Raw genomic sequence first — 13,835 nt, forward strand, 5'->3', positions numbered from 1 at the left:
TCGCCCCGCCTCAGGCCGCCTCGATGCGGCACAGGGTGACCTTGGGCTCCTGCATGAAGGTCACGGGGTCATAGCCGTAAGTCGTCACGCCATTGGCCGATTCGCCCAGCACGATCGGATCCGCGCCCGGCGGATATTTGCTGCGCAAATCCTGGCCCTGCCAGAAGCCGGAGAAGTGGAAGGGCATGAAGGCGACGCCCTTGCCGACCCGATGCGTCACCAGGGCCTTCACTCTGGCCTTGGCCTGATTTTCCGGACCGTAGACCCAGACATTCTGCCCTTCCTTGATCCCGAGCCTGGCTGCATCATCCGGGTTGATCTCGATGAACATGCTCTGCTGCAGCTCGGCCAGCCACTTGTTCGAGCGGGTTTCCTCGCCGCCGCCTTCGTATTCCACCAGACGGCCGGAAGTGAGGATGATCGGGAAGTCCTTGCTGACATCCTTCTGCTGGATCGTGTGGCCGATATTGGGCACGCGGTAATCGGCCTTGTCGGCGTATGTCGGATACTTCGCCACCAGATCGCGCTTGGGCGAATAGATCGGCTCGCGATGCACCGGCACCGGATCGGGCAGGTTCCAGGCATTGGCGCGGGCCTTGGAATTGCCCATCGCCTGGATGCCGTGCTCCATGCAGACGCGGATGATGCCGCAGCTCAGATCGATCGCCCAGCTCACCGCGTCGGGATTGTTGCCGCCGATCCTTTCGATCGTGGCGCGCTCCGCCTCGGTCAGTTCCTTGTCCCAGCCCATCTTCTTGAGCAGGCCGTAGGTGAATTGCGGATAGCCGTCCTCGATTTCCGAGCCGACCGGATAGGACCCCTCGGCCAGCATCGAAACGCCGTTGCGCTCGACGCCGAACCGGGCGCGGAAGGCGCCGCCGCCTTCCTTCACCGGCAGATGCGGATTGTAAAGGATGTGCGTGCCGGGATGCTTCATCTCCGGCGTGCCCCAGCAGGGCCATGGCAGGCCGTAGAATTCGCCCTTCAGCGGCCCCTTGGTGGCGCGCAGCGACACGATGTCGAAATCCGCCTGGTGCGCCATATGCGCCTTCAGGCGCTCCGGCGACTGACCGGAATAGCCCGTGGAGACGCAGCCGAGATTGAGCTCGCGCAGGATGTCCTCGACATTCGGCTCGTCGCCTTCGTCGATCTTGATGTTCCTGAACATCTCCTTCTCGAAGCCGAGCTTCTTGGCGAACTTGTACAGGATCCAGTGATCCGGCTTCGATTCGAAGATCGGCTTGACGATCTGCTCGCCCCATTGCAGCGAGCGGTTCGAGGCGGTGCGCGAGCCGCGCGTCTCGAGCTGCGTGCAAGCCGGCAGCAGATAGGTCATGTTCTTGCGGTCCGACAGCACGGCAGAAGTCGTCGGATGCGGGTCGACCACGACCAGCATGTCGAGCTTGGCCATCGCCTCGCGCACTTCCACCATGCGGGTCACGGTGTTGCCGCCATGCCCCCAGTAGAACATCGCCTTGATATTGTCGGGCTGGCCGAGATCCTTCTTGTCGAGCAGCACGCCGTCGAACCAGCGGGTCGAGGGGATGCCCTTGCCCTCCATGAATTTGACGTCAGCGAAGCGCGACTTCATCCACTCGTAATCGACATCCCAGACGCGGCACCAATGCTTCCAGGCGCCGGCATCCAGGCCGTAATAGGACGGCAGCGTGGTGACGTCGAGGCCGAGATCCGTGGCGCCCTGCACGTTGCAATGGCCGCGGAAGATATTGGCGCCGCCGCCATTGACGCCGATATTGCCCAAGGCGAGCTGCAGGATCGACAGCGCCCGCACATTGGCGGTGCCGACCGAATGCTGGGTGACGCCCATGCACCAGATCAGCGTACTGGGCCGGTTCTTCGCCATCATTTCGGCGACACGCTTCATCTGTTCGCCCGGCACGCCGGTGACGCGCTCGACCTCGTCGGGCGTCCATTTGGCGACCTCCTTGCGCACATCATCCATGCCGTAGACGCGCTGGCGGATATACTCCTTGTCCTCCCAGCCATTCTCGAAGATATGCCACAAAAGTCCCCAGATCACCGCGATATCGGTGCCCGGACGGATGCGCACATATTCGGTGGCATGCGCCGCCGTGCGGGTGAAGCGCGGATCGATCACGATCATCGGCGCCTTGTTCTTCTCCTTCCCCCGCAGCACATGCTGCAGCGATACCGGATGCGCCTCGGCGGGATTGCCGCCCATGATGGTGATGCACTTGGAATTGTGGATGTCGTTGTAGGAATTGGTCATGGCGCCGAAGCCAAAGGTATTGGCCACGCCGGCAACCGTGGTGGAATGGCAGATCCGCGCCTGATGGTCGATGTTGTTGGTGCCCCAGAAGGCGGCGAACTTGCGGAACAGGTAGCCGCCTTCGTTGGAGAATTTGGCCGAGCCGAGCCAATACACCGATTCCGGACCCGACTTTTCGCGGATCTCGATCAGCTTGTTGCCGATCTCCTCGATGGCCTGATCCCAGGAGATGCGGGTCCATTTGCCGTCGACCAGCTTCATCGGGTATTTCAGGCGGCGATCGCCGTGGGTCAGCTCGCGGATCGCGGCACCCTTGGCGCAATGGGCGCCCAGATTGATCGGGCTGTCCCAGGTTGGCTCCTGACCGACCCAGACGCCGTTCTCGACTTCCGCCGTGACCGTGCAGCCGACCGAGCAATGGGTGCAGATATTCTTGCGCTTGACGATGTCGGGCGCCGTCGAGGACGCCGCTTGCGCCCGCCCGATCATGGCCGGACCGAGCGCCGAGACGGCGGCCAGGCCGCCGGCGGCAAGGCCGGAGGCCTTCAGAAAGCCGCGGCGATCGACCGTCGGCGTCGCCGCGCCGGCCAGAATGGCCGACAGCCTGCTTCTGCCGGCAGGATTGGACTGCGCGGCTGCGGTGGTGACGCTTTTCCTGATCAGCATGACAGCCTCCCTCGTCCAGCCGCGCCTACAGCCGCGCTGTCGCGTAGAAGCGTTTGACGTGCTCGGTTTCCTTGTAGCGGCTCTTCTTGCGGGTCTCGGCATTTTCGGCCGCCTTGCCGGTCTTCGGCGCCGCGACCGTGGCCACGGCTCCCGCGGCGGCACCCATTCCCGCAGCGCGCAGGAAATCGCGGCGCGCAATCTTGCCCTTGATCTCGCCCTTGTCGTCCTTTTCCCTGCCTTTGCCCTGGCTCATGGCTCTCCTCCCGCGGCTTAGGCCGCAAGTGCGAATGCTTGCCCTTCGATGGCAATGAAAAGACGTCCGATTGTGCCGACGGGCCGGTAGAGCTTTGCGCTCCCCGCCTGTTCGAGATCGGTGAAAAAGCGGTCCGCCCAAGGGGCGATATGCTGCCGGAACATGCGTTCCTGCGTCGGCAGATCGGCAGCGGCATGGCCCTCGTCGCCGCGGATCATCAGCGCCATCAGCTCGCACAGCGCGCCCATATGGTCCTCGGGCTCGAAGACGCCGTCGGCACGGGCATAACCGAGCCGGGCCATGTCGCCGCGCAGCTTGGCGAGCGGCCGCTCGTACAGGAAGCCGGTCCGGTAGAACGAGGCATAAGGGACCAGCTCGCCGCGCGGCAGGCCGATGAACAGCGCGTCGTATTCCTCCTGCGCCCGCTCCAGCGACGTGGTCCCGGCACATTCGGCCAGGCCGGCCAGGGCTTGCCCGAGAGGCGTGCCGTCGCCCTGGATCTGCGCCAATGCGGTGAGCAGCGCATTGTCCGGCCGCCGTGCAAGACAGCGCCCAAGCAGGCCGTAGAGCTGGGCCCGCCAGACATCTTCCTCGGCGATGACGGGCGCCGCATTGCCGGATTGCGGATCGGGATAGAGATCGGGGCGGAGATCGTGACGGCTGACCTGGCCGCCGGTGGCCTTCTCGATGGCGAGAACATACTCGCCCGGAACGCGTTCAGCCTTCTTCAGCCAATGCCAGACATTGGCCTGCTTCACGCCCAGCAACCTCGCCAGCTGGGTCTGGCCGCCGACGATGGCGATTGCTTTCGTCAGTGCTTCGGCCACGGCTTTCCTTCCCCATGTGCAGACTCTACAAACTGCTTTGTAGCTGGACAATCGAAATCGACATAACTATCTGAATGGCTTCCGCTTATCGCGATGGCGAAATCTTGCAACGCATTCTCAGGACGGACAGCGCTGTAACTTCAGATAGCGTGCGGTGATTACGTTAACCTTTTCCCAACCCTTGGCCGCGACAAAGATTTCTCCGGTCCACGCACGACCGGAAAGGGAATAGATCCAACATGCCCGAAGAGACGCCGTTGATCACGGTCCTGGCGCTGGCCTTCGTGATCGCATTCGTACTCGGCTTTGCAGCGCGTCAATTCCGCATGCCTTCCCTGGTCGGCTATCTGCTTGCCGGCGTCATGGTCGGACCCTACACGCCCGGCTATGTGACCGATACCGTGCTGGCGCAGCAGCTCGCCGATACCGGCGTGATCCTTCTGATGTTCGGCGTCGGCCTGCATTTCTCCCCGCGCGACCTGCTGCAGGTGCGCTGGATCGTCGTGCCGGGCGCCTTGCTGCAGATCGCGATCACGCTGCTGCTCGGTTTCGGCCTGGCGCAGACATTCGGCTGGGGGCTCGGCGGCGGCATCGTTTTCGGCCTGGCCCTGTCGGTCGCCAGCACGGTGGTTCTGCTGCGGGCCATGGAAGCCCGCGGCGACCTCGACAGCGAGCATGGCCATATCGCCACCGGCTGGCTGGTCGTCGAGGATGTTTTCATGGTTCTGATGCTGCTGTTGCTGCCCGTCTTCACCGATGCGCTGAACGGCTCGTTTTCGGATTCGGCCGGGCAAAACCTGGCGGCGGCCTTCCTGTTCGCGATCGTCAAGATGGTTGCCTTCGGTGCGCTGGCGATGCTGGGCGGGCGGCATGTCGTGCCCTGGCTGCTGCAGCGGGTCGAATCGACCGGCTCGCGCGAGCTCTCGACGCTGGCGTTGCTCGCCACGGCGCTCGGTGTCGCCTGCGTCGCCGCCATCCTGTTCGATACGTCGTTTGCGCTGGGCGCCTTCTTCGCCGGCGTCATGCTGAACGAATCGCGGCAAGGCCATGCGGCGGGCCTGCGCGCGCTGCCGTTTCAGGATGCTTTCGCCGTGCTGTTCTTCGTTTCCATCGGCATGCTGTTCGATCCGTCGATCGTCACCGAGGCTCCTTGGGCGCTGCTCGGCGTTCTGCTGATCGTCATGCTGGGAAAACCGCTGGTGGCGCTCGTCATCCTGCTCTTCGTCCGCCATCCGCTGCCGACGGCGCTGACGGTCGCCGCCAGCCTGGCGCAGATCGGCGAATTCTCCTTCATCCTGGCCAGCTTCGGCCTGGCCTATGGTCAGCTGCCGACGGATGGGCGCGACCTGATCATGGCCGGCGCGCTGATTTCGATCGCCGTCAATCCGCTGCTGTTCCGGCTGCTGGCGCCGGTCGAAACCTGGCTGCGCGCCCGACCGGAATTGCTGCGGCGGCTGGGTGCCAAGGACGATTTGAGCCCCTGACCGCCACGGCTGATCGCCAGCATGGCAAGTCGGGGCGGCAGATCAGCGAGGCAGATCAGCGAGGCAGGGCACCGCCATGCCGGCGCCGCGGCGCCGGGCCCTGAGCGAGGATTTCAGGCTCCGCGGCGATGTCCTCGCCAGTGACCCCGGAGGTATCGGCCGCTTCGATTGCCGCCCCGGCTGAGCCGGCCACCGCTTCCGGTTCCTCTTCCTGTGCCGCTTCGCGGCCGGCTGCCGCCTGCGCCGGATCGGCCTTCCGCCGGCCCTCCGCCATGGCCTGCCGCAGCCTGGCGATCTGCTCCTGGGTGACGATCTCGCCATAGTCCGGCGCGTTGAAATCCCAGCCATATTCGACGAGCTTGTCGGGCTCCAGCACGCTGGGTTCGGTCAGCCACAATTTGCGCAACGCCGCCACGCGAAGCGCCGGCGGCACACCGGCCTTGAGGAAGACGGAAAAATCGCTGTCCGCCGTCAAGCTGTCGATCGGCGGCAAGCTGGCCGGATCGATCGGCGCGGCATCTGCTGCCCCCATATCCGCCGCCGCGGCATCCGCCTCCTGCGCGGTCTCCTCGGGCGGCGGCCTCTTGCGGCGGCTATCGGCCTTGCGCTGCGACCAGCGCGCCAGAAAGCCGCTTTCCGCCTCGCCAGCCGGCCTGTCGCCAGAATCCTTCATTCATCCTCCGGCATCTGCCGCAGCGGATCGGACTCATACAGACGCGGGCGCACCCGTGGACGAAGCGCCAGGGCCTCCGGGTCGGCGCGGGTCCGCTTGCGCTTGCGATAGGGCCGCGCCGGCGGGTGGCTCTGTATATAGCCGCTCACCCAGGCGACGATGTCGTCCGGCATGGCGATGCTCTCCACCAGATCGTCGCCGGTATCGTTATGCGCCTGTGCCTCGCCCGGATCGACCGTGGCGCCGAACAGTTCGATGCCATGCTCGCTCTCGCCATCCTGGCGCAGGAACACCCAGATCGAGGGCTGCGTGCTGTCCAGGTTGAACTGGTAATTCTCGGTCTCGTGGCGATACAGCGCCAGCTCGGCCTGCCCGGCGAAATACCATTCCCAGCCATCGCCGGCGGCAAGCCTGGTCCAGCGCGGCGATGCCGGCTGGCCAAGCAGTATCTGCACCGGCCGCCAACTGTGATCGATCCAGGGATTGTCCACCTTGCGGCGTTCCAGAACGATGCCGATGCTGCGCGTCTCGGTGCCCGGCGGCTTGATGCTCATGGTCCCTATCCTCTGCGCGACGCCGAGTTTACCACGAGATCGCGCGGCATCATGCGCAAAACGACACCCCCGCTGGTTGCCCGCCCCGCGCAATCCGGCTCAGGCGTCGGGCTCGATATCCCAGATTCGGGCATGCACGGCCTCGCCCGGCGGTGAGACGATGCGGAACTGCTCGCGGATCGCATCGCCTTCGATGAAGCGGTTCAGCGCCAGCAGCGTGTTGACCGGCTGCTCGCATAGCGAGGCGGCGTAGTCGACCTCCTCCTGCGCCGCGGCGCGGGCGGCGGCGATGCTGGGGGCGCCGTAATGCGCAACGAGGTGGCCGGCGAGATTGGCGACCGCCGCCTCGTAGTCGTCAGCCGTTGCGGTCGCGACGGTGACCAGCGTCGACCAGCCGAAGCTGCCCAGGCCGAGAAAGCCGTTCGCAAATGCCTGCTTGCGCGCATGATCCAGGGTATCGGGCTCGGCATCGGCGAAGACGAAGGTTCCCGGCACGGCCCATTCGCCCGGTTCCGCCGCCAGCGGATAAACCTGCGTATCGGACGGATCGAAGCGGATGCATCGCAGCAGTTTCATGGGGCCGTTCCCGACGCGGGCGGCAGGACCCAGCTTGGCCGGCGCAGCGTCTCGCGCAGGCTGCGCCAGGTCTTCACCACGCCCTCCTGAACCCAGATATCGCCATTCGGTTCGATATTGATGCCCCGGTCGCGCAGGACATTGCCCATGGCACGGCGTACCGGCTCGAAGCCTTCCTCCTGCCAGCGGTCGATCCAATGCAGCAGATGGCGGCTGAACGCTTCCACCAAGGCCGAGGCGGTCACGTCGCCGCAGCCCTCCTCGCGCAGATTGGTGTATTCCAGCTCGATCCCGGGCAGATCCTCGTCCACGCCGCCGGCGAGCTGCACGGCAATGCCGACCACCAGCCAGTCGGGCACATCGGCCAGGCCGGCCTTTTCGACCAGCGGGCCATGGGCGATGCGGATGCCGCCGATGCAGGCCTCATTGACCAGCAGCCGGTCCGGCCAGTCGACGCTGAGGGGGGTTTCCGGCGGCACCTCGGCGGCAAGGCCGTCATGCAGGCCGAGCATGGCGACATAGGCCAGCGTCAGCGCCACCTCGACCGGATCGAGCGGGCGCAGCACCACCGCCGCCTCGCAGCGGTTGCCGCTCTCGCGCCATAGCAGCCGGCCATCCTCGGCGCCCTCATCCGCGGCGGCGCGGCAGGCACCCTCGAAGGCATCGCTTATGCAGGATTGCGCAACGTAGCCCGGCGGAAAGGACGGCCGATCCGCAAGGCTCATGCAACCGCCTTGCCGAGCCGCGCCAGCAGGCGTTCGGCTTCCGCCATGTCCTCGGGCGTATTGGCGTTGAAGAAGGGATCGACCGGATGCACGGCGAAGCTGGCCTGCGCCAGCTTGTGCCGCCCGGTCCAGATGTCGACCTTGCGGATATCCTCCTCGACCACGGCGCGCCGCAGATCGTCATGCAGCCGCACCGGCCAGAGGCCCACCACCGGATGGGCGCGGCCTGCCGAGGCCGCGCAGGCGAGATCGGCGCGGGCGGCTTCCCGCGCCGCCACCAGATGGGCGACCAGATCGCGCGGCAGGAAGGGCGCGTCGCTGGGCACGGTGACGATATCGGCGATATCGGGCCGGTGCCGCCGCGCCCAGGCAAGCCCGGCCAGCACCCCGGCGAGCGGGCCGGCAAATCCCGTCACGGCATCTTCTGCCACCGGCAAATCATAGGCGGCAAAGCGCGCCGGATCGCCATTGGCATTGATGACGATGCCGTCCACCTGCGGCCGCAGCCGTTCCAGGATGCGATCGAGGATCGGTTGCCCGCCCAGGCTGCGCAGCCCCTTGTCGCCGCCGCCCATCCGGCGCGCCAATCCGCCTGCCAGCACCACGCCGAGAATCTTGCGCATCGTCACATCCCACGCCTAGTCGTCGCTGCGGCTGCCCTTGCGCTGCGTCCGGTCCGATTCCTCGGCCACGCCGGCCGGATCGGCATCGAAGCGCAGCCGCTCCGCGCCGGACAGGGCGATGAAGCGCTTGCCCTTGGCGCGGCCGATCAGCGTCATGCCGACCTGACGCGCCAGTTGCACCCCCCAGGCCGTGAAGCCCGAGCGGCTGATCAGGATCGGCACGCCCATCTGCGCCGTCTTGATCACCATCTCGGACGTCAGCCGCCCGGTGGTGTACATGATCTTGCCCTGCGCCGGGATGCCGTGCACCCGCATGTAGCCGGCGATCTTGTCGATGGCGTTATGGCGGCCGACATCTTCCATATAGATCAGCGGCCGGTCCGCCTCGCATAGTACGCAGCCATGGATCGCGCCGGCCTCCAGATACAGCGACGGCGTCAGGTTGATCCGCTTCGACAAAGCGTAAATCCAGGACGTGTGCAGCACGGCGGCCGCATCCAGGCGCACGCTTTCCACCGCATCCATCATGTTGCCGAACACCGTGCCCTGCGCGCAGCCCGATGTCTGCGTCTTCTTCTTCAGCCGCGCCTCGTAATCGGTCTGGCGCGAGGTGCGCACCACGATGGTCTCGATCTCGGCATCGAAATCGATGCCGGTGACCTCGTCGTCGGGCAGCAGCATGCGCTGGTTGATCAGGTAGCCGAGCGCCAGATAGTCCGGATAATCGCCGATCGTCATCATGGTGACGATCTCCTGGCCATTGAGAAACAGCGTCAGCGGCCGCTCGACCGGCACCTTGGTCTCGACCGCCTTGCCGTCATGGTCGATTCCACGCACGGTTTCTGTAAGACGCGGATCGAGCGGATCCGGACGGACCAGGTAATCTCCGGCATCGGCGGCGGGGCTGGTTTCGGGACGAAGCTGGTTCATGACCTCACTATAGCGCTGCGATCAGCCGGTGGCGATGTATTGCCGCAAGGCCTCGGCCTCCATCTCGGTATCGGCGATGCGCTTTTTCACCACGTCGCCGATCGAGATCATCCCGACCAGCCTTTCCTGGTCCACCACGGGCAGGTGGCGGATGCGCCGCTTGGTCATCAGATGCATCACGTCCTCCACGGTGTCGCGCGGCGAGCAGACCATCACGTTCTTGGTCATGATCGTATCGGCGCTCTGCTGCATGAGGTCGGTGCCGATCATCGCCAGGCCGCGTACGATGTCGCGTTCGGAGAGGATTCCGGCGATGCCGCCGTCCGGGCGCAGGATGAGCACGGCGCCGATGCCCTTGTCGGCCAGAAGCTGGCAGACCGCGTCGATGCTGTCACCCGGTCCGGCGCTGATCACGCCCGGCTTCTTGTCCTTGAGGATGGCTGCGACCGTCATGGTATGTCCTCCGTCGGTGCGCCTGCCGCCGCGGGGGCGGTCCAGGCCGTTTTGCATCCCATTCTTGATTTGGTTCGGGCAAAGCCTCCCGCAAGGCGCGCAGCGCCGGCCGGATCGCGCCAGCGCCGGTCGGCAAGCCATGGATTTCGCACAAAATACGGAGATCGGGCCGATTGGACGGCGCGGCGCCCGCCCGGCTGCTGCGGCCGGGCGTTTCCCGGCCTGGCGCGATGGATCGTCCCGGTGCTGCTGCGGCCTCTCATGCGGCCTCCCCCGGTCCCTCCTGCGGGCTGCCCCGCTGCGCCAAGTCTCCGCCAAGGCAAAGGCGAAGACAAGCCCAATCCTGCCGTCGCGGCGGAACCGCCCGGCCCGGGCAAACCGTTGAAGCGGCGGGGTGATTATAGGCGGCCAACGCCGGGACGGGGGCCTTGCGGCGAACGGCGGCATCGGTTAAGGTCCGCGCCGTTTTCGACCCCCGGCGGGATAGCATGCCAAGCCGGTCCCTCGCGGAGAGGTGCCAGAGTGGTCGATCGGGGCGGTCTCGAAAACCGTTGTGCGTGCAAGCGTACCGTGGGTTCGAATCCCACCCTCTCCGCCAATATCCAGCCTAAGATATTGAAATTATTCCCCTGCATTTCATGCGGGGCGCTCTACCCATAAACGTACCCACAAATGCCCTGTTGCTTTGCAGGGCGGGAAAAGACTGCCCCAATGCGCCTTGCTTTCGATAATAGTCCTGCTCGTTCAAACAAAAGAAGATAACCAGTAATTGCGGACCCGACATGCGCAAAAGCATAACTCCGCGTGACTTGCTCCGAGGGCACAAACCCAAACTGGGCATACTTAAATGTAAGCTGTTACATATGCGCGGTCGTAGCGTGATTTTCCCAGATGCCTTGCTGAACAATGAATCACGGCGTCGGATTTTTTATCTGCCTAAATTTTTCGATGCATGTCAGCTTTTCTTTGACAGTCCGGGCAGTGATTTTGCTCGACTTACTATGGTCGTTGGTCAAAAGACATTGTTACTGGTCGGCTTTTTTAAGGACGACAAGATTAAGGTCTGTAGAGACGGTAGCGTCATCTACAATTGCTACTACACGGTGATTGATGGCCCCCTTGACCCACCCCCTTCAGGTCGATGGCGCAGATCCGATGATCAGGTCCAATTGAGGGTGTTTCATCACACCAACGACCAAGGGTACCAAGGCATAACTTCCAGCCAATCGCTTTGGTCCTCACAGGTAAACCTTCAGGGGAATCTTCGACTAAAGAATATTGGATATGGATATTTCACGGTGCTTCCGAAGATTCGATCTGACTTCGATCTGATGGAAATTGCGATGTCTTCATCGGGTCTCGCAGGTCTAATACGAACAAATGCACCAATGGCTGCGGAGAACGTTCTTACGGTGGATATTCCCAAGCAAAGCAAACATGATCGTCCCCATGCTTTGACTTGCTGGGTGAACTGGGAATGGATTTCCCCAAACCATCTATGGCGACATGTGCCGCTTTCCGAACCCGCTTACTATGAGATAATTCACTCAAAAATTGTCCGCGTCGGGGTTATTCCCGGCGCCACTTTCTCACGAACTGAAGAATCAATTGCTATAAATGATGCCGACCTAAAATCATTCTCATATGTTGTAGTTGGAGATGCAGATACTGCAAACGGCCTAAAGGCGCCCTACAATGAAGAAGAAACCGGTGACATCGCACTAATTGAGAAAATCAAAACGTCGGAAGACATAATTTCTTTCTGGCGATCAAACGCGAACACGGATCTATTCTCATCCGGAGTTATCGAATACGCGTCCTTCGCAGAGCCTATAACTTCATCAATCAAGAACGTAAAGCTAGCTGCAAAGTAATTATTGTGCCGCTTGCATCTTCCGGGAACGGCGAAACGCCCCACATAGTTGATGCCCCTACGACCCGCTATTGGGTCAACCCGAACTCGGCTTCCACGATTTTCTTGATATCCCAAAGGGCGTCGTACTTCACATCAGCGTTTCCGCCGTAATGGGCACCCGATGTCCGACAGGCGCTCATCGCGCGGTTCATGTTTGCAGCAATGTTAGCGCGCGGGTTCAGGCCCATTCCGCCAGACATCACCGTGAGGCCGGTAAGAGATTCCTTCCAGCTTCCATCGGCCTGCTGCTCCATCACGCATTTAGCGTAGTTCTGGATGCGGCGGTCGTAGATAACTTCTTCCTTCATTGAATCCCAGGCGTGCAGCCCGTTGGGGTACACTATGGTTTTGACCTTGCTGCCCTTCGCCTCAAATTTCTTCGCATAAGCTAGGCAGACATTTGGGTCTGCATAGTCGTCCTTGCCGCCAAGCAACATGTAAATCGGCGCTGCCGCGTTTGTGTCGAAATACTGGTTCGTGCATCCCGGATAGATCGGTATGTGCAGGGTGAACCGGTGCCCCTTCTCCGAATACTGCTTGATGACCGAAGGGATCGCGGTATGCAGCGTGGTCGAGCCGCCCTTCGAGAAGCCCATGATGCCAACCCGCGTCATGTCCACCTTCGGGTTCTCGGCGATGCGCTCAAGAACCTTGAAAGCATCATAGACCATGTTATCCGTATTCACTGCCGCCTGATCATACGCCGTGCTTTCGACCCCGCGATAGCGGAAGTGATCGGTGATCACTGACCAGACGCCGAGTTCGGCGAGCTGCCGTGCATACCAGAGTTCGCGTGAGTGGCTTTGTCCGCCGCTACCATGCACGATGAACATGACCGGGTATTTGTCGAGGCCGATGTCCTGGAAGACGGTATGGACAGAGACTTTCGACTTCTGGCCGTTGTAGTTCGTTTCGACGGCGAAGTGTTCCGGCAGCGGCGCGGCGGCGGCTGCCTGAGCAGCGAACAGTACGGCAGCGATTGTCCATGACAGACGCATAGAATTTCCCCCTCTTTAACCCTGCGGAGTCAGCTGAAAAGCCGACGAAAACCCGACTTCCTTTGAAGTCGGCTTATTAATACCGATTAAAAGTCGGTATTATCGGATACGTCAACCCATTCTATCGACTTCGGGTCGATGGTATTGGGCCTGGCTCCGACAGAAAGTCGGGGCTATGAAAGCATCGGATCGGAACAAACTGCTTGGCCGCCGCATACGCGAGCTGCGGAAGGAGCGTGGGCTTACCCAAGAACAACTGAGCGAAAAAGTTGGTAAGACCGACGAGGTGATTTCCAATATCGAGACGGGTGCAGCGTCAACTCGTCTATCGACGCTGTTTGATATTGCTGATGCGCTAAAGGTCAGTCTGCTCGATATCTTTGACTGGGTGACTCCTCGGAAGCTAACGGCCGACGAAATCCGGCAGGAAGAACTGGTCAGCCGGGTCCGCAAAATACTACGCAGCGAGATCGCTGCTTCGGCAGAAGACTTAGCTGAGATCAATACGGCCTTGGTTCGGGCGAAGCAAAAGAAGAGCCGTTAAAGGTCTTGCGGGTTGACGACCCGAGGGCCTGTTGGACCGAGTTCCCCAAGGAAACACCGTGACACATTTCCAGCTGCCACCAGCCATCGCCGACCTCGTCCAAGCCAGAAATAAGCTCCGCACGCATTTTGCGTCCGCCGGACTAAAGTTCACGCTCGATGGCAATTTAGTCGGCGATCTTGGGGAAGCGGTAGCGGCAGAGCTATTCGATATCCGACTCGTACCTGCCCGCTCAACACAAGGCATTGATGGATATGCCCCCGACGGACGAACAGTCCAGATTAAGGCGACAGGAACCGGTCGAGGCCCCGCCTTTAGGCTGGTCGAAACTCGAGCAGATCACCTGCTCTTCCTCGACCTTGA

General features: G+C 62.6%; 15 protein-coding genes and 1 tRNA gene. 5 read left to right on the forward strand and 11 right to left on the reverse strand.

Going from position 1 to position 13,835, the window contains the following annotated elements:
- Positions 1 to 10 precede the first annotated feature (10 nt).
- From VF194_RS07570 to VF194_RS19785, 3 genes are read right to left on the reverse strand one after another with little or no spacing between them, the layout of a single operon-like run.
- A complete protein-coding gene (locus tag VF194_RS07570) occupies positions 11 to 2,917 on the reverse strand; it encodes a formate dehydrogenase subunit alpha (RefSeq protein WP_330889625.1) in 2,907 nt (968 codons plus the stop codon).
- 25 nt (positions 2,918 to 2,942) lie between these two features.
- The gene (locus VF194_RS07575) at positions 2,943 to 3,170 is read right to left on the reverse strand and encodes a twin-arginine translocation signal domain-containing protein (RefSeq protein WP_330889627.1); all 228 of its coding nucleotides are present in this window, start codon (positions 3,168 to 3,170) and stop codon (positions 2,943 to 2,945) included.
- A gap of 17 nt (positions 3,171 to 3,187) precedes the next feature.
- A complete protein-coding gene (locus VF194_RS19785) occupies positions 3,188 to 3,997 on the reverse strand; it encodes a molecular chaperone TorD family protein (protein WP_330889629.1) in 810 nt (269 codons plus the stop codon).
- Between the two features lie 239 nt (positions 3,998 to 4,236).
- Here VF194_RS19785 and VF194_RS07585 point away from each other — a divergent pair, with 239 nt between their 5' ends.
- Positions 4,237 to 5,481 (forward strand): cation:proton antiporter, encoded by a 1,245-nt coding sequence (locus VF194_RS07585; protein ID WP_330889631.1) that lies wholly within the window; start codon positions 4,237 to 4,239, stop codon positions 5,479 to 5,481.
- A gap of 55 nt (positions 5,482 to 5,536) precedes the next feature.
- On the opposite strand, the gene VF194_RS07590 is transcribed toward VF194_RS07585, so the two are convergent.
- The 7 genes from VF194_RS07590 to VF194_RS07620 form a co-directional block, all read right to left on the reverse strand.
- Positions 5,537 to 6,154, reverse strand: coding sequence for a DUF3306 domain-containing protein (locus tag VF194_RS07590; RefSeq protein WP_330889633.1), 618 nt, complete (start codon positions 6,152 to 6,154; stop codon positions 5,537 to 5,539).
- Positions 6,151 to 6,708: a DUF3305 domain-containing protein gene (locus VF194_RS07595; RefSeq protein ID WP_330889635.1), complete on the reverse strand. Its 558-nt coding sequence runs from the start codon at positions 6,706 to 6,708 to the stop codon at positions 6,151 to 6,153. The genes VF194_RS07590 and VF194_RS07595 overlap by 4 nt, the downstream gene beginning before the upstream one ends.
- A 99-nt stretch (positions 6,709 to 6,807) precedes the next feature.
- Complete coding sequence (locus VF194_RS07600) at positions 6,808 to 7,284, reverse strand: DUF6505 family protein (protein WP_330889637.1); 477 nt, start codon at positions 7,282 to 7,284, stop codon at positions 6,808 to 6,810.
- The gene (locus VF194_RS07605; protein WP_330889639.1) at positions 7,281 to 8,009 is read right to left on the reverse strand and encodes a biotin/lipoate--protein ligase family protein; all 729 of its coding nucleotides are present in this window, start codon (positions 8,007 to 8,009) and stop codon (positions 7,281 to 7,283) included. Before VF194_RS07605 ends, VF194_RS07600 begins: the two co-directional genes overlap by 4 nt.
- Positions 8,006 to 8,632, reverse strand: a complete 627-nt coding sequence (mobA, locus tag VF194_RS07610) for a molybdenum cofactor guanylyltransferase MobA (protein WP_330889640.1) — start codon at positions 8,630 to 8,632, stop codon at positions 8,006 to 8,008. The genes VF194_RS07605 and mobA overlap by 4 nt, the downstream gene beginning before the upstream one ends.
- A 15-nt stretch (positions 8,633 to 8,647) precedes the next feature.
- Positions 8,648 to 9,562, reverse strand: a complete 915-nt coding sequence (locus VF194_RS07615; RefSeq protein WP_330889642.1) for a formate dehydrogenase accessory sulfurtransferase FdhD — start codon at positions 9,560 to 9,562, stop codon at positions 8,648 to 8,650.
- Between the two features lie 21 nt (positions 9,563 to 9,583).
- The gene (locus VF194_RS07620) at positions 9,584 to 10,015 is read right to left on the reverse strand and encodes a CBS domain-containing protein (RefSeq protein WP_330889644.1); all 432 of its coding nucleotides are present in this window, start codon (positions 10,013 to 10,015) and stop codon (positions 9,584 to 9,586) included.
- 508 nt (positions 10,016 to 10,523) lie between these two features.
- Here VF194_RS07620 and VF194_RS07625 point away from each other — a divergent pair.
- Both VF194_RS07625 and VF194_RS07630 read left to right on the forward strand, forming a co-directional pair.
- Positions 10,524 to 10,613 (forward strand) — tRNA-Ser (locus VF194_RS07625).
- Positions 10,614 to 10,878: 265 nt separating this feature from the next.
- Positions 10,879 to 11,889, forward strand: a complete 1,011-nt coding sequence (locus tag VF194_RS07630) for a hypothetical protein (RefSeq protein WP_330889646.1) — start codon at positions 10,879 to 10,881, stop codon at positions 11,887 to 11,889.
- Positions 11,890 to 11,956: 67 nt separating this feature from the next.
- Here the strand turns inward: VF194_RS07630 and VF194_RS07635 are convergent, their stop codons facing one another.
- Positions 11,957 to 12,928, reverse strand: coding sequence for a dienelactone hydrolase family protein (locus VF194_RS07635; RefSeq protein ID WP_330889647.1), 972 nt, complete (start codon positions 12,926 to 12,928; stop codon positions 11,957 to 11,959).
- A gap of 175 nt (positions 12,929 to 13,103) precedes the next feature.
- Between VF194_RS07635 and VF194_RS07640 the strand changes: the two genes are divergently transcribed.
- Both VF194_RS07640 and VF194_RS07645 read left to right on the forward strand, forming a co-directional pair.
- Positions 13,104 to 13,472 (forward strand): helix-turn-helix transcriptional regulator, encoded by a 369-nt coding sequence (locus VF194_RS07640; protein ID WP_330889649.1) that lies wholly within the window; start codon positions 13,104 to 13,106, stop codon positions 13,470 to 13,472.
- Between the two features lie 58 nt (positions 13,473 to 13,530).
- Positions 13,531 to 13,835, forward strand: a 305-nt coding sequence (locus tag VF194_RS07645; RefSeq protein WP_330889651.1) for a DUF6998 domain-containing protein, incomplete at its 3' end; no start/stop codon positions are given.

It is taken from the genome of Ferrovibrio sp. (assembly GCF_036381655.1).
Classification (GTDB): Bacteria; Pseudomonadota; Alphaproteobacteria; order Ferrovibrionales; family Ferrovibrionaceae; genus Ferrovibrio.